Below are 19,973 nucleotides of genomic sequence, written 5' to 3' on the forward strand. Positions count from 1 at the left end.
GTCGGGACCACCCGGACGCTGTGACCGGACTCGGTCAACCGCCGCAGCACCTCGCACGCCTTGTAGGCGGCGATGCCACCGCTGACGCCGAGGACCACCCGCGGGCGATCCTCGGCGCGGTGTTCGGTCACTCGCCTTCGGTGTGCTCGAGCACGCCGGCGTGGATCTCGCGGAGCGCGATCGACAGCGGCTTCTCGCGCGGGCCCGGCTCGACCAGCGGGCCGACGTACTCCAGCAGGCCCTCGCCGAGCTGGGCGTAGTAGTCGTTGATCTGCCGCGCGCGCTTCGCGGAGTAGATCACCAGCGCGTACTTCGAGCTGACCTGCTCGAGCAGGTCGTCGATCGGCGGGTAGGTGATGCCTTCGGCGGTGTTGGTGGACGGGCTGCTGTTGAGCGCAGCCAGCGCGCTGGGGGTGCTCACGTGAGTGGCTCCTGCTCCTCGTGGACGGCGGCGTGGTGCCGTTGCCTTGGGGCGGCGATGCGGACCGCGGGGTGCCGGACTTCGGTCGACCGAACTCCGGTGCTGCTCACCGCTGGCTCGTCACAGTTCGCGGCCAAGTATCAATCGTAGCAATTCGCTGGTCGCGGCCTGCACGTCGGCGTTGACCACGGTGGCGTCGAACTCCGATTCGGCGGCCAGTTCCTCGCGCGCGGTCGTCAGCCGGCGCTCGACGACCTCGTCGGGCTCGGTGCCACGACCGGTGAGCCGGTCGACCAGGACCTCCCAGGACGGGGGCAGCAGCATGACCAGCTGCGCCTCCGGCATGGCCCGGCGGACCTGGCGGGCGCCTTGGAGTTCGATCTCCAGCACCGCCGGCCGCCCGGCCGCGAGGGCTTCCTCGACGGGCTTGCGCGGGGTGCCGTAGAAGTTGCCCGCGTAGCGGGCGTGCTCGAGCATCTCGCCGGCCTCGATCATCCGCTCGAACTCGGCGGTGTCGACGAAGTGGTAGTGCTCGCCGTCGACCTCCCCGGCGCGGGGCGCGCGGGTGGTGGCGGAAACGCTGAAGTAGATCTCCGGGGCCTGCCTGCGCACCTCGGCAAGGACGCTGGACTTGCCGACGCCGGAAGGGCCGGAAACGACGGTGAGCCGAGGCTCGCCCTGACGGACGGTCCTCGGCTCAGCGCCGGTTTTTGCGTCGATCACTCGCCGCTGAACTCGGAGAGCAGCGCCTTGCGCTGCCGCTCGCCCAGTCCGCGCAGACGACGGCTGTTGGCGATCTCCAGCCGCTCCATGATCTGCTGGGCGCGGACCTTGCCAACGCCGGGAAGAGCCTCGAGCAGGGCGGAGACCTTCATCTTGCCCAGGACCTCGTCGTTGTCGGCGGTGTCCAGGACCTCCGCCAGCGTGGTTCCGCCTCGCTTGAGGCGCTCCTTGAGCTCCGCTCGGGCGCGACGGGCGGCAGCCGCCTTTTCCAGAGCTGCTGCCCGCTGCTCCTCGGTCAGCTGGGGAAGGGCCACCATGTCCTCCGTGATGTGGGGTTTCTCTTGATCGGTGCGGCGAACGGTACCGAGTCGGCTCTGCCGGGTTCCACTGGGGTCCGGTTTTTGTGAGCCTGATTCAGCCAGGTCCGCCACCAGGCCCGCTCGTACGAGGCGCGCACGATCGGGGTGCCGCTGCAAGTACTACCAACAAAGCCGCTGAAGTGCACTAATCTCGGCAAAATTCATCAAATCTGTCCGATTTCCGGGCAGTTGAGCCATGCCGGTGCCGTCCTCGCAGGTCAAAGCGGGGTGAAATGCCCCTCATCCGCAACGTGATCAAGACCTCTGCAACCTCCGCGAAGTTTCCGCAACGCGGAAGTTCCGTATTGATCCAGACCCCACCGCGAAACCCCGCTCCACGACGGCGGGGAAAGGCCCGGAACGCGCACTCGCGGCCGGGCGGGGCAGGCGTGGCGGAGCTCCCGGAGTTCGGAGACGTTCGGGAGCTCCTCAGCGCGCCTGGACTAGAGGGTCTTCATGAGGTCCTGGACCCGGGAGGCCATGCGCTGCTTGTCGATCGGGGCGACCGTGGTCCAGGGCTCCGCGCCCCGGGTGTTGGTCTCGATCATGTACCAGCCCTTGGGGGTGGCGAAGAAGTTCGTCACCATCGGGGCCCGGTGGCGCTTGCCCTGGCCGTCCATCACCGACGCGCCGAACTGGGCCCACGCGGTCCGCTCGCCGCCGGCCATCTCGACCAGCAGGCGGGCGTCGTCGCGCTTGACGCCTTGGCGGGCGAGGCCGTCGGCCATCGCGCGGTCGGAGTTGCCCGCGTTCTTGGCCGCTTCGGCCATCGCTGCGCTGCGGAGCGAAACACCGCGTCCCTGGCCCGCTTTCACGTCGTCCGGGAGGACGCTGAGGAGGGCTCGGACCATGGAGTCCGCGGGAAGTGCTTGCAGGCGAACGGATTGCTCGTTCAGGACGGCCAGCGTGGCGTTGTTGCGGACGTTGGCGACCATCCCGGTCGTCTTCCGCTCGCCGTCGGAGGTGCGCTCGCCGAAGGTGATGTCGAAGGCCCGCTCGTAGCGCTGCAGCGGCAGGAACACGCCGCAGATGTCCTCTTCGCGCATCTCGTTGCCGAATCCGAGGCGGTTCAGCTCGTCCCAAGCCCGGCGCTGGACCTCGCGGCGCTCGGACTCCAGGATCCCCTCGGGCAGGACGTTGAGCACGATCGGCTTGGTCCCCAGGTTGAAGTGCTTCCACGCCTCGTGGAAGGCCTGCTTCGACAGCTCGAACTTCACGGAATTCTCCCCAGACCGCTGCGTGGGCGGCATCGAGCGATGCCGCCCACGCGATCGACTGCTTCGTTGCGAACTACTTACTGCTGCTGGTTCCAGTCGCCGAACACCGGAGGCGCGACCTTCGGCATGTCGTCGTCGAAGAACCCGTGGTCGCCCTTGAGGTACTCGGGAGTCTCGTGCTCCTGGTCCTCCTCGCCCGGCTTGCCCTGGCCACGACCAGCGGCAGCACCACCGGCACCGCCGACACCACCGCGGCCACCAGCAGCACCCGAACCAGACCCGGAACCGGAGCCGGAACCCGTCCCGGAGCCACCAGGCCCGCCGATACCGGCGCGGCCCCCAGCGCCCGGACCGGACCCGGCACCGCGGCCGCTGCTGCCACCAGCACCGACACCACCGCGGCCGGAACCGCCGGAACCGCCGGCGCCCACACCCCGACCACCAGAGCCGGAGCCCGAGCCGCTCCCACTACCACCAGGGCCGCCCGGGCCGAACATCCCGGGACCGCCGACACCCGGACCAGGCACGCGACCGCCACCCGGACCGGTCTGACCGGGCCCGTTCTGACCGGGGCCGCCGCCCGGACCGGGAACCCGCCACACCGGGCTCGTACCGCCGGGAACCGGACCCGGACCACCAGAACCGCCAGAACCACCGGTGTAACCGGCCGAGGTGGTCGAGCTGTACCCACCGAGACTTCCGGAACCACCGGTGTTGCCACCGCCGGTCGACTGACTGCTCGTCCCAGCCGGATGCCCGGAAACCTGCGGCACCCCACCAACGTTGGGGTGCTGAGAACCAGAAACAGCGACCTTCACTCCGTTGTCCGGAGGCGGCGTGAACACAGCGCTTGACGAAACGTTGCTCTGCGAAGTGCTGTCGTAAGCGCTGAAGGCCTGAACAGCCTCCTGCCGCAGCTTCTCGTTGTGCTCCTTGGCAGCCTCCGCGTCGGTCTGGCCGTTCACCATGGAGTCCCAGGTGTCCTTGAACCAGTTGCTGTCCGGGGCTTGCTGCTCTTCGCCCTTGCCCGGAATCGAGGCCTGCACCTTCTTGAACGCCTCGCCCTGCTGCGTCATCAGCTCGGACTGGGCCTTAACGTTGTCAGCGGCGACCTCAGTCCACAGAGCAAGCGGCATGGCCTGGTTCTGCATGGCCTCACCGGACTCGGAGCGCATGACCGCGCCAGCTTCCTTGAGCTTTTCGTCAAGGCGCGTTCGCAATTCTCGGAGATACTGGTTTTCCCGCTGCCAGAAGTCGGACTGCGAGTAAAGCCCTTCAGCGGTGCCACCTTCGACCCAACCGCGCATCTGCTCCAGAGTGGCGCCGTCAAAGCTCGAAGGCTCAATGTGCCTAGTGTCCGTCATCTCGCCCCCTCACCCGTTAGGAAGGTTGTTGACCGCCGCCTCGGCGAACCGCTTCGCCAAGTCGCACGGGTTCGGGTCACCAGATGACACCGAACTGTTCACGAACAGCTGTCCTTGGTCCGAAATATCCAACGAGACGATGCAGTTCGTCTTGATGCCAACCTCCACCGCCGGATACCCGGCGACCTCGGTCGGCTGCGACCCCGGCTTGCCCGCTGCAAGCTTCTTCATCGTCTCGGTCTTGTCGACAGAGACGAAGACCGAGAATTTCGTCCCGGCCTGACCAAGTGCGTAATTGCACCCAGGCCTGCCATTGGATTCTCGTGCACGAGGAGCCTGATCAGCGCCCAGTTCCTGGGCTTGTGCCTCGGAGAGGACCGAACACTGATCACCGATTTCCAACGACTTCACCGGAGCAGTGCGCGACGACTGCTCGGGCGTCGGCTCCGAAGGAGCAGTCTGAGTCGACGAAGTATCGGTATCAGGCGATTGCGAGCCCTCGGAACCCGCACTACAACCAGCCAACAACACGCTGGCCAGGACCGCACTCACAGCGAGTCCCTTACGCAAGATTTCCTCCCCGCATGCTGTCGGCAGCATTCTGATCATCGAGCCGCGTCTGACGCGCGGTGTCCTGCAAATTGTCGGCTGCCATTGTGAAGGCGTCGGCGAGCTTCTGGCAGTTCTCAAGGTACGAACGCCCGTCACCAGTAATGACCAGGGAATACCTCTCCGATGACTGAGTGCTGACCGGATCTTGCCCCGGGGGCGCGTAGGTAGCGGCGTCGAAGCCGTCCATCTGCCGATCCATCAAGGCCTGAGCCTCATCCCGGAAGAACTGGGCCAGCTTGTCGACCTGATCCGGATCGATGGTCATCGAGCCGCCAGCAGACTGAGCCGACGCCAGGGCCGCGTTGTCCGCAGCTCGAGTCATGGCATTCAGGGCGTTGCCCATGAAGCCGCTGATACCAGGCGTCGCCCGCATCGCGTCGATCTGATTCTGGTCGACAGGCTGGTATGTGCCGCCGTCCCCCTCGGACACGTCGAACTCCCCTCGTTCGCCAACCGTCGCGGGGTCCAGCGACGGCCTTCACGTTGCCAACGGGGCAAACTTTAACGCCCATAGGCATCATTTCGGGGTGGAGTTGACCAGAGAACATTGCGACATACGAGTGATTTTGACCTCGGTGGACAGCGCAGGGGTTTCGGAGTAAGCGCAGGTCAGCTATGGGAAGTCCGCAACCAACCGGCTTCCGCCCAGTCGAAACCACCACGTCAGGGCCTCGACAGCCAGCCCCAACCCCTGGCAAGTCCGACCGATTACTTGCCAGAGATCAGAGGCCGTAGTTGAGGAATCAACGACTGCGGCCTCCGGGTGGAGCTCCACTCGGAGGCCGCAGTCTTCACCTACGTCTGGTTACCCGTCGAACCGTCCGCCACGAACGCCGCTGAGGAAGGAGGCCCAAGCGGGAGCGACGAACACCAGCTTGTCACCGTCTGGATCTTTCGAGTCGCGAGCGGCGACATACGAGCTGCCGAAGGCCACTTCCACGCAGTTGGTGTAGGTGGCACTCCAACTGCTCTTCCGCCATCCAAGGGCGGGAAGATCAATATGTTCCATGGCTGCTCCTGATGGGGGTCAAGTCAATCCGTCAGCGGCCTGCAGAACGAGTTCGGCTGAATCCTCGGGGGACAGCGCGACGTCGCACAACCGCCCAATGGCTTCTCTCGCCGCGGCAACGTGTTCCGGTTCCTCTAGAAACGACGTGGAGCCACGGCATTCGACGTGGACGAGATCTTCATGGTTCTTGAACTCGAACAGCACGAACGGCCCGTCAAGGCCCGGATGCGCACCAGCTGAGGTTGGCACGACCTGGAAGGTCACGTTCTCCCGACTGGAAGAGCTGTGCAGGTGCATGAGCTGCCGGTACATCACTCCCGGTCCGCCGATGGGCCGCTCCAGGACTCCTTGCTCGATCAGGAACACGAAGTTCGGCGCTTTGGCCGAGTGCAAGACGGTCTGTCTAGCCATCCTTGCGTTGACGAACTGGTGCACCTCCGAAGCGGTGAAGCCGCGACCCGCCCCCTCACAGAGGGCAGCTGCGTACTCCGAGGTCTGCAACAGGCCCGGGACCAGCATCGTTTCGTAGTTGTGAAAGGTCACGGCCTCGTTCTCGAAGCGAATCAAGTCCTCCAGAGCTGGCAAGCGCCCACCCTGCACTTGCCACCAGTTCGGGCTGGATGCTGTCCGTACGAGCGTCAGCAGCGTTTCGCGGCGCTCTGCGGGCACTCGGTACAGCCCCAGCAGTGCGGCTACGTCGTCCGCGTACAACCCGCGTTGGCCGTTCTCGATCCGGCTGAGCTTGCTCATCGAAAAGCCGAGTGCTCCGGCGACTTCTTCTGCTGCTAGGCCGCTTCGCAGGCGCAGCTCTCGCAGTTCGCTCGACACCCTCCGCACCCGGACCGGGACTCCTGCTCGTCCGTTCATGCGTTCTCCCCGTTTCGGAATCGATCTGAGCTCCCCCGATCACCATCACTGGTTGCCAGCCGGTCAAGTAACCCCAGTCACCCGAAAGAATCGTTGCGTGCCCGCTCGGGAACTCCGGAGAGTCCTTCCAGCAAGCGAACATCCGATTCGGGAGGGCTGAAACATGTGCGCTCGCTGGCGCATTCCGGCGGACGAACGACGCGAGGAGGTCGTCATCGCGATGCTGGTCCGCGATGAAGTGGCGATCAGGCAGGGCGGCACCGAAGTCGTGGTGAGCCGCGCGCAGCTGACCGAACTCGCCGACAAGCTCTACTTCCTGGACCTCGCCTTCAACGCCGACGCCCGTGACGTCGTCGAAGCCCTCTGCGGCCAGGAATGAGCGAGGACGACTGAAAGATGAAACGAATCCTGCTCGCCGTCTGCACGCTCGCGGTCACCGCTGCTGCCTGTGCCTCACCAGCTGCGCCGAACCGTGTGCGGCCCGTCGAAACCCGGCCTGCCTTCGACGGATCGGTCACACGGGCCAACATCGACCAGGTCGATCCGAACGCGCTGTTCTGGGAGATGTTCTACCGGCAAGCCCAACAGCCGGTCCTGCACACCAGGCGCGAATATTTCGGTTCTCCGGATCTGGCCGCCCAACGACGCATGGTCAAGGTGCACGACGAGATCTACGACTTCCGCACCCGGCGCTACGTCGGCGCCTCCATCGAGCACTGGCGCGGGACGAGCACGTTGTGGGGCAAGTGCGTCGATGACGTCGAACACGACTACAGCCCATCGCGGCAGACCTGGAGCCCGGGGAGCAGCCCGCTCTGCAAGCCGTACCGGCCGTTCCTGGGTGACGGGATCATCCCGGCAGGACTCACCGCTGATCAAGCCACGACGATGATCAGCCAGCTGAACGTGGAGTCCTGGCGCTTCCTCGTCGCCGAAAACCCGAGCCTGGTCGAGGTCAACGGCAAGACCTACCTCCGGCTACCGGTGCGAGCGCGGGCGCTGCCGGATGCCGAGGGACGCCTTTGGGACATGCAGCACCTGATCTGGGCGTTCCAGAAGACCGGACCGAACGTGATGGAGCACCCGTTCCCGACGGCGGACAACACGAAAGCAGGCGCGGACATCGTCTACTACCTGAACCCGGAAAGCCTCCTGCCCGCATACATGTTCCGGCAGGCCTTCCGCCCGAGCGATGCTGGTCCGAAACCCGATGCCGTGACGCGCGTCGAGTACGTCCGTCCGGCAGCTCTGCCCGATGCCCCCTTGGCCGACACCACGCCGTGGGCCCTGTCCTGGGCTCCCGACATCAAGTGAGTCAGGCCGACGGCAAGGTCTTCAGGGCTTCTTCGGCGACCTTGGTTGCCGCGTCGCAGCTGCTGCCCACCTCGATGGGGGCTCCTGGGCGGACCAGGGCTGTTACTCGGAGGGAGCCGGTGTCCGCTGCGTCCAGCACCAGGGTGCAGCCCGTTGCGTCGTTGACCTTCGCCGCCGGGTAGCCACCGATTTCGAGCCTCTGGGCGCCCTGGTTGGCTTCGACGAACTGGGTGTACGTGCCGTGTTCGTCCGCCGCTGCGAAGGCCTTCCAGCCGGGGCCGTCGGGGGCTCCTGCACCGAATTCGCAGCCCTGGTCGATCGGCTTCGGTTCTTGGTCCAGGGCAAGGGATTTCAGCTGGTCCGCGGTGAGCAGGGCGCACGGGTCGGACGCCGTCAGGGACTTCTGCGGGGCTGCTCGGTGCGGGAGTTCCGGCTGGGTTGGTGGGGTTGCGCCGGAACTGCAGCCCGCCAGCAGCAGGCCGGCCGCGATCGCGGTGGCAGCTAGTCCCTCGCGCAAGTTCCGCCTCCTCGGGGTCGCGGGGTGCGCCCGCATCAGATCAGTGCGAGCGCACCCTGCCACATCCCGCGAAATTGGCACAACCAATCGTGCGGCAACCGGGAACGTTCCCGTTCAGTTGTCCTCGTTCCCGTTGTTGTTGCCGCGGTTCTCCTGGACCTTCTGCCACTGCTTGCGGTTCTCCTCCCAGTGCTGGCGGAGTTCCTGCATCCTCCTGACCTGCTCCTCCAGCTGCTGCTGGCGCTGGTCGACGCGGTTCTCCTCCGCCGGCAGCTCGGGGGCGACGGGCGGATCCGGGGTCACCGTCACGGTGACGGGCGCCGGGGGTTCCGGCAGCGGCATGGTGCGGACGTCCTCGGCGACCCGCTCGGTCGCGGTGAGCAGCGTGCGGGCGGATTCCGTGGCGAGTTCGCCGCGCGCCTGGGCTTCGGCGATCGCGCGGTGCAACTCGCCCAGCGCCGCCTCCGCAGCAGCCCGATCTTGTTTCAGCGCCGCTGTTTTCACGTCGTCGACGCGTCCGAGCAGCTGCTCGCGGATCTGCGCGTCCATCCCGTCGGGCGCGCTGCTGCAGCCGGTGAGCACCAGCAGCAGCGCTGGCAGCAGGAGGCGTTTCATTCCCGGATCAGCCCCTCCAGGTTCTCGAGGTCTTCCGGCAGTCGCGCCACGCCCGGCGGGCCGGACACCGGCGGCAGGGCCGGCGGATCCGGGGCCGGTGGCAGGGCGAGGTACACGATCAAGGCCGCCAGCAGCACCGCGAACCCGCCGCCGCTGATCAGCCACGGCTTCAGGCTCCGGCGCGGCTTCGGCAGCACCTCGGTGCGCGGGGAAGCGGTCTGCGGCGCGTGGATGCGGGGGATGACCTCGGTCGACCGGCCCGCCAGCAGGTCCGCGCACTCCGCCGCGTCCGGACGCCTGGCCGGGTCGGTCGCGGTCATCGCCAGCAGGGCCCGGTGCAGGCCGCTGGGCAGCTCCAGCGGGACCTCCGGGGCCCGGACCAGCCGCGACACCGCGCTCTCGGCACCGGACCCGGGGTACTCGACCCTGCCGGTCGCGCTTTCCAGCAGGACCAGGCCCAGCGCGTAGACGTCCGCCGGGAAACCGACCTCACCACCGCTGACCTGCTCCGGGGACATGTAGGTGGCGGTGCCGATGAGCACGCCCGAGCCGGTGATGCGCCCGGCCGCGGCGGCCAACCGGGAAATGCCGAAGTCGGCCAGGTAGACGCTGTCGTCACCGGCGATCAGCACGTTGGACGGCTTGACGTCGCGGTGCAGGATGCCGTTGTGGTGCACGTGGGCGAGCACGTCGGCCAGCCGGGAACCGATCTCGGCGACGCGCTGCGGCGGGAGCGGTGCGGTGCGGATCTCGTCGGCGAGGGTGCGGCCCTCGACCAGCTCCATGATCAGGTAGAGCTCGTCGGGATCGGAGCTGAAGTCGTGCACCGTGACCAGGCCCGGGTGGCTGAGCCCGGCGAGGGTCCGCGCCTCCTCGGCGAAGCGCTCCCGACCTGCGGCGTCGGCACCGGAGCGGAACACCTTCGCGGCCACGACCCGCTGCAACCGGGTGTCCATCGCCCGGTGCACGTCGGCCATGCCGCCACTGCCGATGCAGGCACCGAGCCGGTACCGGCCACCCAGCAGAGGTGCCTCACCCATCAACCCCTCCGGTCCCTTGCGCTCCCGGAAATGACAGTAGCCGAACCGGCGTACGCGCCTGCGAGACGACCAGGTGACGACGTCTACTGCGAGAGCAGGTTGACGGCCCTGTTGGGCGCGGGTCTAGATATCAGGCAGCTGCGGTAGGCGCGCTCCCCCGGTCGGCCGATTCCTCAGCCGCCGAAGATCGCATTTCCCGCCGTCACGACGGATTCCGCCGCGACCTCGTTCTCCATCCGGATCAGCACCGTCGAACCGTCCTGGAACGCCACCTGCCCGATCCACACCGGCTCCACCTCGCGGCCCATCTGCAGGGCGCCGAAGTGGCGGATCGCGGCGATGGGGGCTTCCCAGAGGCTCCGGAGGGTTTCCTCCTCCGACTTGCCGCGGGAGAGCCAACCGGACTTCTTGGCGGGCTCGTCGATCGCGGAGGCGGCGACGACCACCGCCAGGCGCTGGTCGGACAGGACCAGCCAGGCATCGGTCTGACCTGCGACGAGACCGTCCGCGCAGCCTGCGGCGACGGCGGAGGGGTGCGGGGCGTGGACGTAGGCCCAGATCGACGGGTCGTGCACCCACTCGTCGCCGTGGTAGCGGCCGGTGGCGACGGCCTCGGTGGGCAGCGGCCACTCCGGAACAGTGCTGCTCCGGGTGCCGCCGTCGTGCTGGTGCGGAGCACCGCGACGGCCGGCGACGTCGAAGGCGACGTGACCCCAGCGCGGGCCGATCCGCCACAGCAGCTTCTCCCCCGGCCCGCACCAGGTCTTCGCCGCGATCTTCTCCAGCTTGAACGGATCCTTCAGCACTTCGCCCCCTACGCCCGGCCGAACACCATCGCCTGGAGCCGGGCCACGGCCTCCTCGGTCTGCGCGATCACTTCCAGCCCGGAACCGTCGTCGAGCTCGATGCGCAGCGGGAACACCTTCCTCGGCCGGTAGTCGGAGGGCAGCTTCCGCTTCGTCGCGGCGACCGACCGCACCAGCTGCGCCGGGAACTCGACGTGCGCGGTCACCCCACGGACCGGGATCGGGGTGTTCGCGGCGAACTCGCCGAGCTGCTTGCCCTGGAAGATGTCGGCCACGTCGCGGGAGAAGTCCTTCACCCCGGCACCGAACTTGCGGGCCTTGCTCCACAGCGAACCACCGGAATCCTCGTCGACCTCGGGTGCGAGAACTTCGAGCAGGCCGAGGCGATGCGTGGTGAGCACCCACATCAACTCGGTGTCCGGCTTGCAGCTGGCCTCCAGCGCCCGCACGATCCGCGCCTGCGGAGACTGTCCGAAGTAGACGACGCGCGGCGGGGTCGCACCCGAATCATCGCCGCCCGAAACCACATCCGCCACGGCGACGCCGAACCGCTCGATCCCCTCCCGCACGGCGCCACCCCGCGAGCCGCCCTCCCAGGACAACCCGCCGACGTCGTACCGGATACCGACCCGACTGCACCTGACGACCAACCGGATGGCCTCATCGGGCCGACACCAACCAACCCGCGCGGCCAACGCGCCGCCGATCTCCCCGCTCACCAAGCCCCCCGCGCCGACGGTCCGATCCAGTTGCGGCGACCCTATCCGAGATCCACCCCGGTAAGTGGTCGGTTGACGCTGTTCCCAATCGCAAATAACTCCTGGGCGGGAGCCAACATCCGGCCTCAGCGCTCCGAAAAAATCTGACATCCAGGGCGTTTGATCAACCAGCACTCAGGAAAGCCCAGATACGGGCCCAAAATGCTTGTCCGACAGGCATTACCCGCTGGGGGTTGGGTCCTCCGACACGAAAAACCACTACACACGAGGAGTTTTCATGGTCTTCACTGGTATTGCACCGGCCTGGGGCGGCTTCAACGGCTTCAGCGGACGCGGCTTCAGCCGCGGCTTCAGCCGACGTTTCTGCAGCCGCAGGTTCATCAGCTTCGGCTGCGGCTGCTTCTGAGGCCCGGGAAACTAGATCATCCGGCGGCGGCACCTCTCACGACCGGTGCCGCCGCCGGGTTCCCGATGACCATGGCGAACATCAGCTTCTTCTCCAGAGTCCGGTACCTGTTCGGGGCCAGCACGAGCGGCCCCGGAGAAGCGCCCGAAGCGGCGCCGCCGGTCAGCGTCCGCGAGATCTTCCGCCGCTTCTGGCCGTACGCCCGCCCTTACCGCAGGTGGCTGTACGCGGTGCTGGCACTGATCATGATCGCGCCGGTCCTGAGCACGGCCAACATCTGGTTCTTCAAGGTCCTCGTCGACAAGGTCCTGGTACCGCGCGATTTCAGCCTCTTCCCGTGGCTCGCCGCGGCCTACATCGGCGTCACGCTGTGCGCCGGGCTGGTCTCCTTCAGCGACCGGTACCTGTCCACCTGGCTGGCCGAGCGGTTCCTGCTCGACCTGCGCACCGACCTGTTCCAGCACCTCCACGAGCTCTCGGTGGAATTCCTGGAACGGCGCAAGATCGGCGACACCCTGTCCCGGATCACCGGCGACATCGCCGCGATCGAGAACCTGGTGCTGTCCGGGCTGACCCAGACGCTGTCCTACGCCTTCAAGATCCTGCTGTTCACCGGGGTGCTGTTCGTGCTGAGCTGGCAGCTGGCGGCCGTGTCCCTGGTGGCCATCCCGGCGTTCTGGCTGACCGCGCGGTTCTTCTCGCACCGGATCAAAGCGGCCTCCCGCGAGAAGCGCGAGCGCACCGGGTCGATCAGCTCGGTCGCCGAAGAGAGCCTGAACAACGCCGCGCTGGTGAAGGCCTACGGGCGGGAGAACTCCGAGACCGAGCGCCTGCACCGCGAGAACGTCGGCAGCTTCGCCGCCGAGCTGGTCGCCACCAAGCTCCGCGCGCTGTTCACGCCGCTGGTCCAGCTCCTGGAGCTGGCCGGAGTGCTGATCATCGTGGGGCTGGGCACCTGGCAGCTGACCCGGAACACGATCACGCTGGGCGGCCTGCTGGTGTTCCTCGGCGTCCTCAGCCAGCTCTACTCGCCGGTGCGCGGATTCGGCCAGCTCAGCAACACCGTCTTCGCGGCCGCGGCGAGCGCCGAACGCGTCATCGAACTGCTCGACCAGCAGCCGACCGTCCGCGACCCCATCCGCCCGCGGCGACTGGACCGCGCTCGCGGCGTGATCACCTTCGACGACGTCACCTTCCGGTACCCGCACACCGAGCGCGATGCGCTGCACCGCGTCAGCTTCGCCGCGGCGCCCGGACAGACGATCGCCCTGGTCGGCGCCAGCGGATCGGGCAAGTCCACGGCCGGGAAGCTCCTGCTGCGCTTCTACGACCCGGACTCCGGCGCGATCACCCTCGACGGCGCGGATCTGCGCTCCATGCAGCAGAAATCGGTGCGCAACAACGTAGCGGTGGTGCTCCAAGACGTCCTCGCCCTCGACACGACCGTCCGGAACAACATCCTCTGGGGGAAACCGGACGCCACCGACGACGAGATCGTGCGCGCAGCACGGGCCGCCGACGCGCACGAGTTCATCACCGCCCTGCCCGACGGCTACGAGACCCGGGTCGGTCCGCACGGGCGGCTGCTGTCCGGTGGGCAGCGGCAGCGGATCGCCATCGCCCGCGCGATGATCCGCGACGCCCCGATCCTGCTGCTCGACGAACCGACGGTCGGGCTCGACGCTGCCTCGACCGAACGCGTGCTCGCGCCGATGCGCCGCCTGATGGCGGGCCGCACCACGATCGTCGTGTCCCACGACCTGATCACGGTCCGGGACGCCGACCAGATCCTGCTGCTCGACCACGGCCGGATCGCCGAAGCCGGCACGCACCCCGAGCTGCTGGCCCGCGACGGCCGGTACGCCGAGCTCTACCGGCTGCACGAGCGCGACCACACCGCTCCGGTCGCGGCGCAAGGGACAGCGTGACTTCCGCCCCGCGGAGGTATCCACCGATTGGAGATTCGATGACCGCGATCAACACCGCGCCCAGGCCGACCGAATCCGCGCCGGAACCGCATCCGCCGGGCAGCGAGATCGCCCCGGGTTACCGGGTCATCCAGCACATGCGCCGCGGGCGGGAACTCGACACGTACGACGCCTGGAGCGAGGAGCGCTACTGCCGGTGCTTCATCAAATCCGTGCGCCCCGACCGCGCGCACCACGAGGGCGTCCGGAAGAGGCTGGAGCTCGAGGGCCACCTGCTGCTGTCGTTCACCCACCCGCACATCGTCCGGGCGTACGAGGTCGTCGCCGACGAGAACGGTCCGGTGCTGGTGCTGGAAACCCTGTCCGGGGCGACGCTTTCGCACCTGATCGCAACGCGGACCCGCCGGCTCTCCGCCCCCGAGCTCGCCCACCTGGGCCTGCACCTGTGCTCGGCGATGGCGTACATGCACGACCGCGGCTACCTGCACCTCGACCTGAACCCGGGCAACATCATCGCGGACGCGGGCCGGGCGCGGGTCATCGATCTGAACTTCGCCCGCGAACCGGGCCGCAGCCGCACCGGAGCGGGAACCCCGTGCGCCATGGCCCCCGAACAGGTCCGCGGCGGCGAGCTGGGCCCGGAAACCGACGTCTGGGCGATCGGCCTGGTCCTCTACGGAGCGGCAACCGCATTCCAACCGTTCGACACCGGAACCATCAGCGAAGACGCGAAGTTCGACTCGCTCTCGGCGCTGCAGGAGCGCTGTCCGCAGCTCACCGAACCAGCCCCACCGATCCGAACCCGACGACGGCTGCCCAGCACGATGTCGGCCGCGATCGACGCATGCCTGAGCCAACACCCGCAACAACGCCCGACCATCGCCGAACTAGCCGAAGCACTGTCCACAGTAGCCAACCCCCAACCACCAGGCGAACACGAGTCGGTGCTATGACTGCGCTCCGGCCAGGGCGCTGCGAGGTTCGTGAGTACTTTGGGGTGCCCCAGCGCCCCAAAGTACTCACGAACCCGGACGGCTAGACGAAGAGGAACACCGCCGCTGCGAACAGGTAGAACAGGGACAGCGCGTGGCAGATGATCCGCGCGATCCAGGCCAACGGCGAGAGCCGCACCTTGGCGATCCCGTCGCTGTTGCTGAACTTGCCCCAGTAGAACGAGCTGTAGATGGCCGCGATCAACCCGACGATGAGCCCGGCCCACGCCAGCCCGCTGTCACGATCGAACTTCGCCAGGGCCAGACCACCGGCCATGAGCAACCACGGCACCACGACGGCGGACACCCGCCCAGCAGTCCACCGCCAAGCCTCAGCAGCCACTTCACCTCTCCTGTGTTCCGAGAACCGAGCCGTCACCAAGTCAGCGGCGAGCTACATGAAGCCCTTGAGGTGGATCTTGGTGCCCACTTCGATGACGGAGCCGTCCGCGAAGCGGTTGATGGAGAAGCCGGCGCCATCCGCAGTGCGCCCCTTGAGGTCCCCCGTCGCCTCGGCGAGCTGCTCCAACGGGCACTCCCAGAGCGTCACCAGCTCCGATCCACCGATCAAGGACTCGGAAAGCTCCGTCACCGCGCTCACCGCGGAGCGGGCCTTGCCGAGCAACCGCCCGAAGCCCTTGGCACTTCCCTCCGAGCCGTTGCCGGTCTCCTGGTCTTCCTGCCCGGGCTCGCCCACCGCGGAGGCATCGGCGACGACTGCGATGCGGCGATCGGTACCGATGAACCACGCTTCCGGCCCGGCCGCGACCAGCAGGTCCGCACATGCGACCGCCGCTCGTTCAGGCGAGTCGGCGCGGACCCAGCCTCGAATGGTCGGGTCGTGAACCCACTCGTCGCCGTGAAAGCGCCCTTGCTGAACCGGAACCGTCGGATGTGGCACGTCGCGGAAGTCGACGTCGAAGCTGTGCGCCGCAGGGCGCGATGGCTGGTACGGGGCTTGGTGGTGGCCTCCGATGGTCGCCCCGAAGTGCAACCGCTCGCGGTCACCACCTCCGTACCGCTGCAGCTTCTCCCCAGGCTGCAGCCACCCGTCTTCCAGGAGCTTGACGAGCTGCTTCTCTGATCGCATACCCAAACACCTATTCCCGGCCGAAGGTCATGGCCAGCAAACGATCGACCTTGCCGTCGCTGTACGTGCCGCTCCCGGGAGCGGACAGGTCGATGGCGGATCCGTCCGCGAGGGCCACCCGCAGGAACTTGCGCTCCTGCCCCTTGACCTTGTGCTCGGCCACGGCGACGTTCGAGATGATGTTCCTCGGGAACTCGGCGTGCACGACCAGTTCCGGCAGCTGAACCGCTCGCTGCCCGTTTCCGGCATCGTCCTGGCCCGAACCACCGATCTTCTTCTTCAGCCCGCCCAGCAAGCCACCGCCGTCCGACTCGTTCTTGGCGAACTCCAGCAGACCGAGTCGGTGCGAGGTCAGCGCCCACACGAACTCGCGCCCGCCTCCCTTGGTGTTGACACCACTGGTTTGCCACTGCGCGAGGTGGGTGACGGCCAAGCAATCACGGTCGCGGCCGGACACGACGGCATGCTGGATGCTCGGTGTGCTGTAGCTGTCGCCTTCCGTCGGGGAAAGCACTTCCATGGCGGTCCCAGCAACACCGCTGGCGATCCCGCCCAGCACCTTTCCCGCGGTCCAACGCTTGTCGCCCCACTCGTCCAGCCCGGAAACCTGGTAGAGGACGTAATGCGTGCTGACCGGTGCAAGCGGATGGCACCACAGGATCCGTTCATCGGGAGAACACCAGAACGCGCGGGCGGACAACACCTCGATCACGAGAAACCACGCTCCTGAGCCTGATCGCGCTGCTCGTCCGACAGATCCCCGGAGAACCAGCCCTTGCCCGTGTCGTACGCCGCGTTCGCGCCTTGCTCGATCGCCGCACCCGTCACCACATCGGTTCCGGCGGCCATCGCCGCCTGACCGAAGGTGGCCTTGCCGCCGAGAGCGCCGCCGAGAACGTGCGACGTCGCTGTGTGCGTCAACCCCTGAACACCTTTGGCGTCCTTCACGAACTGATCGCGTTCCGCTTGGAGCGCGGCCTTGGCATCACCGCTCGCGTTCGCGATGCGGTCGTCGAAGTTCCGGAGCGTGCCGGCGTGCTGCTTCTCCACGTCCTGGAGGAACTTGCCGCCCTTCGTCGTGAGGTCGCTGCCGTCCGCCTTGGTGAGGAACTTGGCTACCGGGTTCGAGTCGACCTTGCGCGCGATCGCCTTCTCGAGCACGTTGCCCTCGCGCAGGTCGTTCATCTTGTCGATGACCTTGCGGAGCTTGCCTGCTTCGCGCAGCTTCTGCAGGAGCTTCTCGATCTTCTGGAACATCTGGAAGAGCTTGCGCTGCACCTGCATGACGCGCGTCGTGATGCGGACACCCGTGGCACCGACCTGGACCGCGGTGCCCGCGCTCGCCGCGCCGACCGATGCTCCGGCCGTGACCCACGACGCCGCCAGGGCCGCCAACCACTGGACGATCAGGCCGATGATCAGCTCGGTGACGGTCTGGACGAAGAACTCGACGACCATGTCGAAGATGTCGGCGATCATGTCCAGGGTGCCCTTGAGGTCGCGGATGTCCGCGGCCAGGGCCTTGACGCCGTCGCCGAACTCGGTCATCTGCTTCCGGAAGGCGTCGCCGTCCTTGCCGATCCAGGTCTCGGCCGTCGCCTGCGCCCGCTGCGGCTCCTGCTCCGCGACTTGGTCGAGCCAGCCGGCGACCTTCTCCCAGCCCTCCCCGGTGGCCCGCATCTGCTCGGGGTCGCCGACCGCCACTTCGACCAGCTCGATCAGCGGGCTGAGCACGATGGACACCAGGAAGCCCAGGCCGTTGCTCATCAAGGACTGGCCCGGACTGGTCAGCAGCTCCAGCTGCTCCATCCGCATCGACACCATCGCGACGCCCCACTCGGGCGGACTCGACGCGTCGTTGAGGTCCTGGCCCGCCGCCACGTAGGACGATCCGCGCCCCGCGGCTTGGTCGAACCAGTCCTTCTGCTTGCCGTCCCCCTGGTTCGGGGTCTGGAAATCCCCCGGCCCCTGCGGCGCGGTCACCCCGCCAGCCCCTCTCCGGCCTTCTTCAGCATCTCCGAGATCTGCTGCTCGGTGTCGTGGTAGTCCTTGACGGTGTCGTCGAGCGACTGCTTCGTCTTGACCAGGAACTCCTGGGCCTTGGTCGCCAAGTCCTGGCACTCCTTGACGCTGTCCAGGTAGATGCTGCTGAGGCCGACCAGGTCACCGATCGGCCCGAAGCACTGGTCGTCGACCTGGGCCTGGTGCAGCAGATCGGCGAGCTGGCCGAACTTGTCGGCGAGGCTCTCGCAGCCCTGTCCGTGGCCGGTCAGCGTCTCCGGCGTCATCTTCAAATCAGTCACAGCAACACCATTCAGCGCATGAACGAACCGGCGGAGAAGTCGTCATCGTCGAAACCTTCATTCCGCGGGCGCTTGGGCGTTGCCGGGGCGGCGGGCGGTTCCTGGCGGGCGGCGGCGGGCGGTTCCTGGCGGGCGGCGGCGGGCGGCTCGTCGTCCACCGGCGGCTTGATCGCCATGCCCTCCGCGTTGAAGGCCTGCTGGAACTGGTCGAACTGGTCGCCCAGGATCGGGGCCACCGCGGTGTTCATCTGCTCCGCCGCGCTCGCGGTCGCGGCCCGGATGGTCGCCATGATCTGCTGCTGGAGATCGTTGGCCGACTGGCGGACCGCGTTGGGGGCGAGCTTCAGGTCCAGCACCGCGCCGGACGGCGCCACGGTCACCGTGACCGACCGGTCCGGGCTGCTCGCCGTGCCCTGCATGTCCTGCATCGCGGACTGCAGCTGCGACGCCTTCTGCGCCTGCTCCTCGAACTTGCGCATCATTTCCTGAATGCGCTCAGACGCACCGCTCACCGTCTGCCCCTCCATCACCCGATCTAGCGAGCAGAGCCTACCCAACCACCGGCAACCGCCCATGAAGCGAAATCGGTCACGGCAGAACAAACGACCACCAAGCAGACCGCGGCCTTCGCGATGAATCTCACTTCACCGCGCGCCCGGAAACGCGAAGGGCACCTCCTGGCGAGTTACCGGGAGGTGCCCTTCAGCGGTTGATCAGCCTCGGAAGAGGTCGTCGACCTCGTCGCGGACCCGGTGGGCCGCGGCGCGCAGCGACGCCGGGTCCGGGCCGTGGCGGAGGACGTCGCGGGAGGTCGTCGGCAGGACGTTCGGCAAAGCCGGGCCGAAGACCTCTCGCAGGGTTTGGACGGTCGCTCCCTGGGCCCCCAGTCCTGGGGCCAGGATCGGGCCGTTGAGGCGGGAGAAGTCCAGTTCGCCGGGGCGGATCGTGGCGCCCGCGACGACCCCGACGTGCCCCATCGGCTCCGCGTCGCGGTTGGTCTCCGCCGCCGAGTCCACGACGTACTGGGCAACCGAGTCGCCGCTGCCGTGGATCGACTGCTGGAGCCCCGCGCCCTCCGGGTTGGAGGTGCGGGACAGCACGAACACGCCGCGGCCGGTCTGCTCGGCCAGGCCGATGGCCGGGGCCAGCGAGCCGTAGCCGAGGTACGGCGAGACCGTGATCGCGTCCGACGCCAGCGGCGAGTGCTCGTCCAGGTAGGCCATCGAGTAGGCCGTCATGGTGGAGCCGATGTCCCCGCGCTTGACGTCCAGCAGCACCAGCGCACCGGCCTGCCGCGACTCGCGGATCACCTTCTCCAGCACCGCGATCCCGGCCGAACCGTAGACCTCGAAGAACGCCGACTGCGGCTTGATCAGCGCGACCTCACCGGCCAGCGCCTCCACCGCGGTCATCGCGAACCGCTCCAGCGACCGGGGCGACTCGTCGAGGTCCCAGGCCAGCAGCAGCGACGGGTGCGGGTCGATGCCCACGCACAGCGGACCGCGCGCCCGCGTCGAGTCGGCCAGCCGTCGGCCGAAGCTCTCCCGCAGCTGGCTGGTCATCGCTGCTCACCGCCCTGCCGCAGCGCCGCCTGCAGCGCCTGCAGCGGCCGGACCCCGCGAGGTGCCGGACTTCCCGGAGCCGGGCGTGCTGTTCCGCGACATCAGCCCG

Annotated in this window: 27 protein-coding genes; 5 read left to right on the forward strand and 22 right to left on the reverse strand. The window is 67.7% G+C overall.

The window, feature by feature from the left end; genetic code table 11:
- The 10 genes from ABTZ89_RS17870 to ABTZ89_RS17915 all read right to left on the reverse strand — a co-directional run.
- Positions 1-131 (reverse strand): flavoprotein (locus tag ABTZ89_RS17870; protein WP_351045949.1); only part of this gene is annotated, 131 nt, incomplete at its 3' end.
- Positions 128-421, reverse strand: a complete 294-nt coding sequence (rpoZ, locus tag ABTZ89_RS17875; protein ID WP_093154160.1) for a DNA-directed RNA polymerase subunit omega — start codon at positions 419-421, stop codon at positions 128-130. The genes ABTZ89_RS17870 and rpoZ, both read right to left, overlap by 4 nt.
- Positions 422-541: 120 nt before the next feature.
- A complete protein-coding gene (gene gmk, locus ABTZ89_RS17880) occupies positions 542-1,144 on the reverse strand; it encodes a guanylate kinase (RefSeq protein ID WP_351045887.1) in 603 nt (200 codons plus the stop codon).
- The gene (gene mihF, locus ABTZ89_RS17885; protein ID WP_179724937.1) at positions 1,141-1,458 is read right to left on the reverse strand and encodes an integration host factor, actinobacterial type; all 318 of its coding nucleotides are present in this window, start codon (positions 1,456-1,458) and stop codon (positions 1,141-1,143) included. The genes gmk and mihF overlap by 4 nt, the downstream gene beginning before the upstream one ends.
- 488 nt (positions 1,459-1,946) lie before the next feature.
- Positions 1,947-2,720, reverse strand: coding sequence for an ESX secretion-associated protein EspG (locus tag ABTZ89_RS17890; protein WP_270953364.1), 774 nt, complete (start codon positions 2,718-2,720; stop codon positions 1,947-1,949).
- Between the two features lie 77 nt (positions 2,721-2,797).
- Positions 2,798-3,895 carry a hypothetical protein gene (locus ABTZ89_RS17895; RefSeq protein ID WP_351045890.1) on the reverse strand — a complete coding sequence of 366 codons (1,098 nt, stop codon included), beginning with the start codon at positions 3,893-3,895 and terminating at the stop codon, positions 2,798-2,800.
- A gap of 198 nt (positions 3,896-4,093) precedes the next feature.
- A complete protein-coding gene (locus ABTZ89_RS17900; protein WP_351045893.1) occupies positions 4,094-4,636 on the reverse strand; it encodes a DUF3558 domain-containing protein in 543 nt (180 codons plus the stop codon).
- A 10-nt stretch (positions 4,637-4,646) separates the two neighbouring features.
- The gene (locus ABTZ89_RS17905) at positions 4,647-5,126 is read right to left on the reverse strand and encodes a hypothetical protein (protein WP_351045896.1); all 480 of its coding nucleotides are present in this window, start codon (positions 5,124-5,126) and stop codon (positions 4,647-4,649) included.
- Positions 5,127-5,501: 375 nt separating this feature from the next.
- Positions 5,502-5,705, reverse strand: a complete 204-nt coding sequence (locus ABTZ89_RS17910; RefSeq protein WP_351045899.1) for a DUF397 domain-containing protein — start codon at positions 5,703-5,705, stop codon at positions 5,502-5,504.
- Positions 5,706-5,723: 18 nt separating this feature from the next.
- A complete protein-coding gene (locus tag ABTZ89_RS17915) occupies positions 5,724-6,533 on the reverse strand; it encodes a helix-turn-helix domain-containing protein (RefSeq protein ID WP_351045902.1) in 810 nt (269 codons plus the stop codon).
- 202 nt (positions 6,534-6,735) lie between these two features.
- Here ABTZ89_RS17915 and ABTZ89_RS17920 point away from each other — a divergent pair, with 202 nt between their 5' ends.
- Positions 6,736-6,951, forward strand: a complete 216-nt coding sequence (locus ABTZ89_RS17920; protein WP_270953357.1) for a hypothetical protein — start codon at positions 6,736-6,738, stop codon at positions 6,949-6,951.
- 17 nt (positions 6,952-6,968) lie between these two features.
- Positions 6,969-7,886: a hypothetical protein gene (locus ABTZ89_RS17925; RefSeq protein WP_351045906.1), complete on the forward strand. Its 918-nt coding sequence runs from the start codon at positions 6,969-6,971 to the stop codon at positions 7,884-7,886.
- Between the two features lies 1 nt (position 7,887).
- Here ABTZ89_RS17925 and ABTZ89_RS17930 read toward each other — a convergent pair whose 3' ends face one another.
- From ABTZ89_RS17930 to ABTZ89_RS17950, 5 genes are all read right to left on the reverse strand, one after another.
- Positions 7,888-8,403 (reverse strand): DUF3558 domain-containing protein, encoded by a 516-nt coding sequence (locus tag ABTZ89_RS17930; protein ID WP_351045909.1) that lies wholly within the window; start codon positions 8,401-8,403, stop codon positions 7,888-7,890.
- 114 nt (positions 8,404-8,517) lie between these two features.
- Positions 8,518-9,018, reverse strand: coding sequence for a hypothetical protein (locus tag ABTZ89_RS17935; RefSeq protein ID WP_270953354.1), 501 nt, complete (start codon positions 9,016-9,018; stop codon positions 8,518-8,520).
- Positions 9,015-10,058: a serine/threonine-protein kinase gene (locus ABTZ89_RS17940; protein WP_270953353.1), complete on the reverse strand. Its 1,044-nt coding sequence runs from the start codon at positions 10,056-10,058 to the stop codon at positions 9,015-9,017. Before ABTZ89_RS17940 ends, ABTZ89_RS17935 begins: the two co-directional genes overlap by 4 nt.
- Before the next feature lie 173 nt (positions 10,059-10,231).
- Positions 10,232-10,864: a hypothetical protein gene (locus ABTZ89_RS17945; RefSeq protein WP_351045914.1), complete on the reverse strand. Its 633-nt coding sequence runs from the start codon at positions 10,862-10,864 to the stop codon at positions 10,232-10,234.
- 8 nt (positions 10,865-10,872) lie between these two features.
- The gene (locus tag ABTZ89_RS17950) at positions 10,873-11,433 is read right to left on the reverse strand and encodes a hypothetical protein (RefSeq protein WP_351045916.1); all 561 of its coding nucleotides are present in this window, start codon (positions 11,431-11,433) and stop codon (positions 10,873-10,875) included.
- 427 nt (positions 11,434-11,860) lie between these two features.
- Here ABTZ89_RS17950 and ABTZ89_RS17955 point away from each other — a divergent pair, with 427 nt between their 5' ends.
- The 3 genes from ABTZ89_RS17955 (at position 11,861) to ABTZ89_RS17965 (ending at position 14,870) form a co-directional block, all read left to right on the forward strand.
- Positions 11,861-11,989: a hypothetical protein gene (locus tag ABTZ89_RS17955; protein WP_351045919.1), complete on the forward strand. Its 129-nt coding sequence runs from the start codon at positions 11,861-11,863 to the stop codon at positions 11,987-11,989.
- Positions 11,990-12,054: 65 nt separating this feature from the next.
- Positions 12,055-13,917, forward strand: coding sequence for an ABC transporter ATP-binding protein (locus ABTZ89_RS17960; protein ID WP_351045922.1), 1,863 nt, complete (start codon positions 12,055-12,057; stop codon positions 13,915-13,917).
- Positions 13,918-13,955: 38 nt separating this feature from the next.
- On the forward strand, positions 13,956-14,870 hold the full coding sequence (locus ABTZ89_RS17965; RefSeq protein ID WP_351045925.1) for a serine/threonine-protein kinase: 915 nt from the start codon (positions 13,956-13,958) through the stop codon (positions 14,868-14,870).
- Between the two features lie 82 nt (positions 14,871-14,952).
- Here the strand turns inward: ABTZ89_RS17965 and ABTZ89_RS17970 are convergent, their stop codons facing one another.
- From ABTZ89_RS17970 to pyrF, 7 genes are all read right to left on the reverse strand, one after another.
- The gene (locus ABTZ89_RS17970) at positions 14,953-15,252 is read right to left on the reverse strand and encodes a hypothetical protein (protein WP_351045928.1); all 300 of its coding nucleotides are present in this window, start codon (positions 15,250-15,252) and stop codon (positions 14,953-14,955) included.
- 51 nt (positions 15,253-15,303) lie between these two features.
- A complete protein-coding gene (locus ABTZ89_RS17975) occupies positions 15,304-15,999 on the reverse strand; it encodes a hypothetical protein (protein WP_351045931.1) in 696 nt (231 codons plus the stop codon).
- Between the two features lie 10 nt (positions 16,000-16,009).
- Positions 16,010-16,699, reverse strand: a complete 690-nt coding sequence (locus tag ABTZ89_RS17980; protein WP_351045934.1) for a hypothetical protein — start codon at positions 16,697-16,699, stop codon at positions 16,010-16,012.
- 8 nt (positions 16,700-16,707) lie between these two features.
- Positions 16,708-17,982: a WXG100 family type VII secretion target gene (locus ABTZ89_RS17985; protein WP_351045937.1), complete on the reverse strand. Its 1,275-nt coding sequence runs from the start codon at positions 17,980-17,982 to the stop codon at positions 16,708-16,710.
- A complete protein-coding gene (locus ABTZ89_RS17990) occupies positions 17,979-18,302 on the reverse strand; it encodes a hypothetical protein (RefSeq protein WP_351045940.1) in 324 nt (107 codons plus the stop codon). Before ABTZ89_RS17990 ends, ABTZ89_RS17985 begins: the two co-directional genes overlap by 4 nt.
- 11 nt (positions 18,303-18,313) lie before the next feature.
- A complete protein-coding gene (locus tag ABTZ89_RS17995) occupies positions 18,314-18,784 on the reverse strand; it encodes a YbaB/EbfC family nucleoid-associated protein (RefSeq protein WP_351045943.1) in 471 nt (156 codons plus the stop codon).
- Between the two features lie 231 nt (positions 18,785-19,015).
- Entirely contained in the window at positions 19,016-19,864 is an 849-nt protein-coding gene (gene pyrF, locus ABTZ89_RS18000) for an orotidine-5'-phosphate decarboxylase (protein ID WP_351045946.1), read from the reverse strand.
- Positions 19,865-19,973 lie beyond the last annotated feature (109 nt).

Source organism: Saccharopolyspora sp. NPDC002686, assembly GCF_040295745.1.
GTDB classification, from domain to species: domain Bacteria; phylum Actinomycetota; class Actinomycetes; order Mycobacteriales; family Pseudonocardiaceae; genus Saccharopolyspora; species Saccharopolyspora oryzae.

What these genes read in the sequence shown, in the direction of transcription:
- ABTZ89_RS17955 (WP_351045919.1), top strand. Translation starts at nt 11,861, where the DNA reads ATGGTCTTCACTGGTATTGCACCGGCCTGGGGCGGCTTCAACGGCTTC.
- ABTZ89_RS17910 (WP_351045899.1), bottom strand. Translation starts at nt 5,705, where the DNA reads ATGGAACATATTGATCTTCCCGCCCTTGGATGGCGGAAGAGCAGTTGG.
- ABTZ89_RS17920 (WP_270953357.1), top strand. Translation starts at nt 6,736, where the DNA reads ATGTGCGCTCGCTGGCGCATTCCGGCGGACGAACGACGCGAGGAGGTC.
- ABTZ89_RS17940 (WP_270953353.1), bottom strand. Translation starts at nt 10,058, where the DNA reads ATGGGTGAGGCACCTCTGCTGGGTGGCCGGTACCGGCTCGGTGCCTGC.
- ABTZ89_RS17965 (WP_351045925.1), top strand. Translation starts at nt 13,956, where the DNA reads ATGACCGCGATCAACACCGCGCCCAGGCCGACCGAATCCGCGCCGGAA.
- ABTZ89_RS17925 (WP_351045906.1), top strand. Translation starts at nt 6,969, where the DNA reads ATGAAACGAATCCTGCTCGCCGTCTGCACGCTCGCGGTCACCGCTGCT.
- ABTZ89_RS17935 (WP_270953354.1), bottom strand. Translation starts at nt 9,018, where the DNA reads ATGAAACGCCTCCTGCTGCCAGCGCTGCTGCTGGTGCTCACCGGCTGC.
- pyrF (WP_351045946.1), bottom strand. Translation starts at nt 19,864, where the DNA reads ATGACCAGCCAGCTGCGGGAGAGCTTCGGCCGACGGCTGGCCGACTCG.
- ABTZ89_RS17960 (WP_351045922.1), top strand. Translation starts at nt 12,055, where the DNA reads ATGACCATGGCGAACATCAGCTTCTTCTCCAGAGTCCGGTACCTGTTC.
- ABTZ89_RS17995 (WP_351045943.1), bottom strand. Translation starts at nt 18,784, where the DNA reads ATGATGCGCAAGTTCGAGGAGCAGGCGCAGAAGGCGTCGCAGCTGCAG.
- ABTZ89_RS17895 (WP_351045890.1), bottom strand. Translation starts at nt 3,895, where the DNA reads ATGCGCTCCGAGTCCGGTGAGGCCATGCAGAACCAGGCCATGCCGCTT.
- ABTZ89_RS17975 (WP_351045931.1), bottom strand. Translation starts at nt 15,999, where the DNA reads ATGCGATCAGAGAAGCAGCTCGTCAAGCTCCTGGAAGACGGGTGGCTG.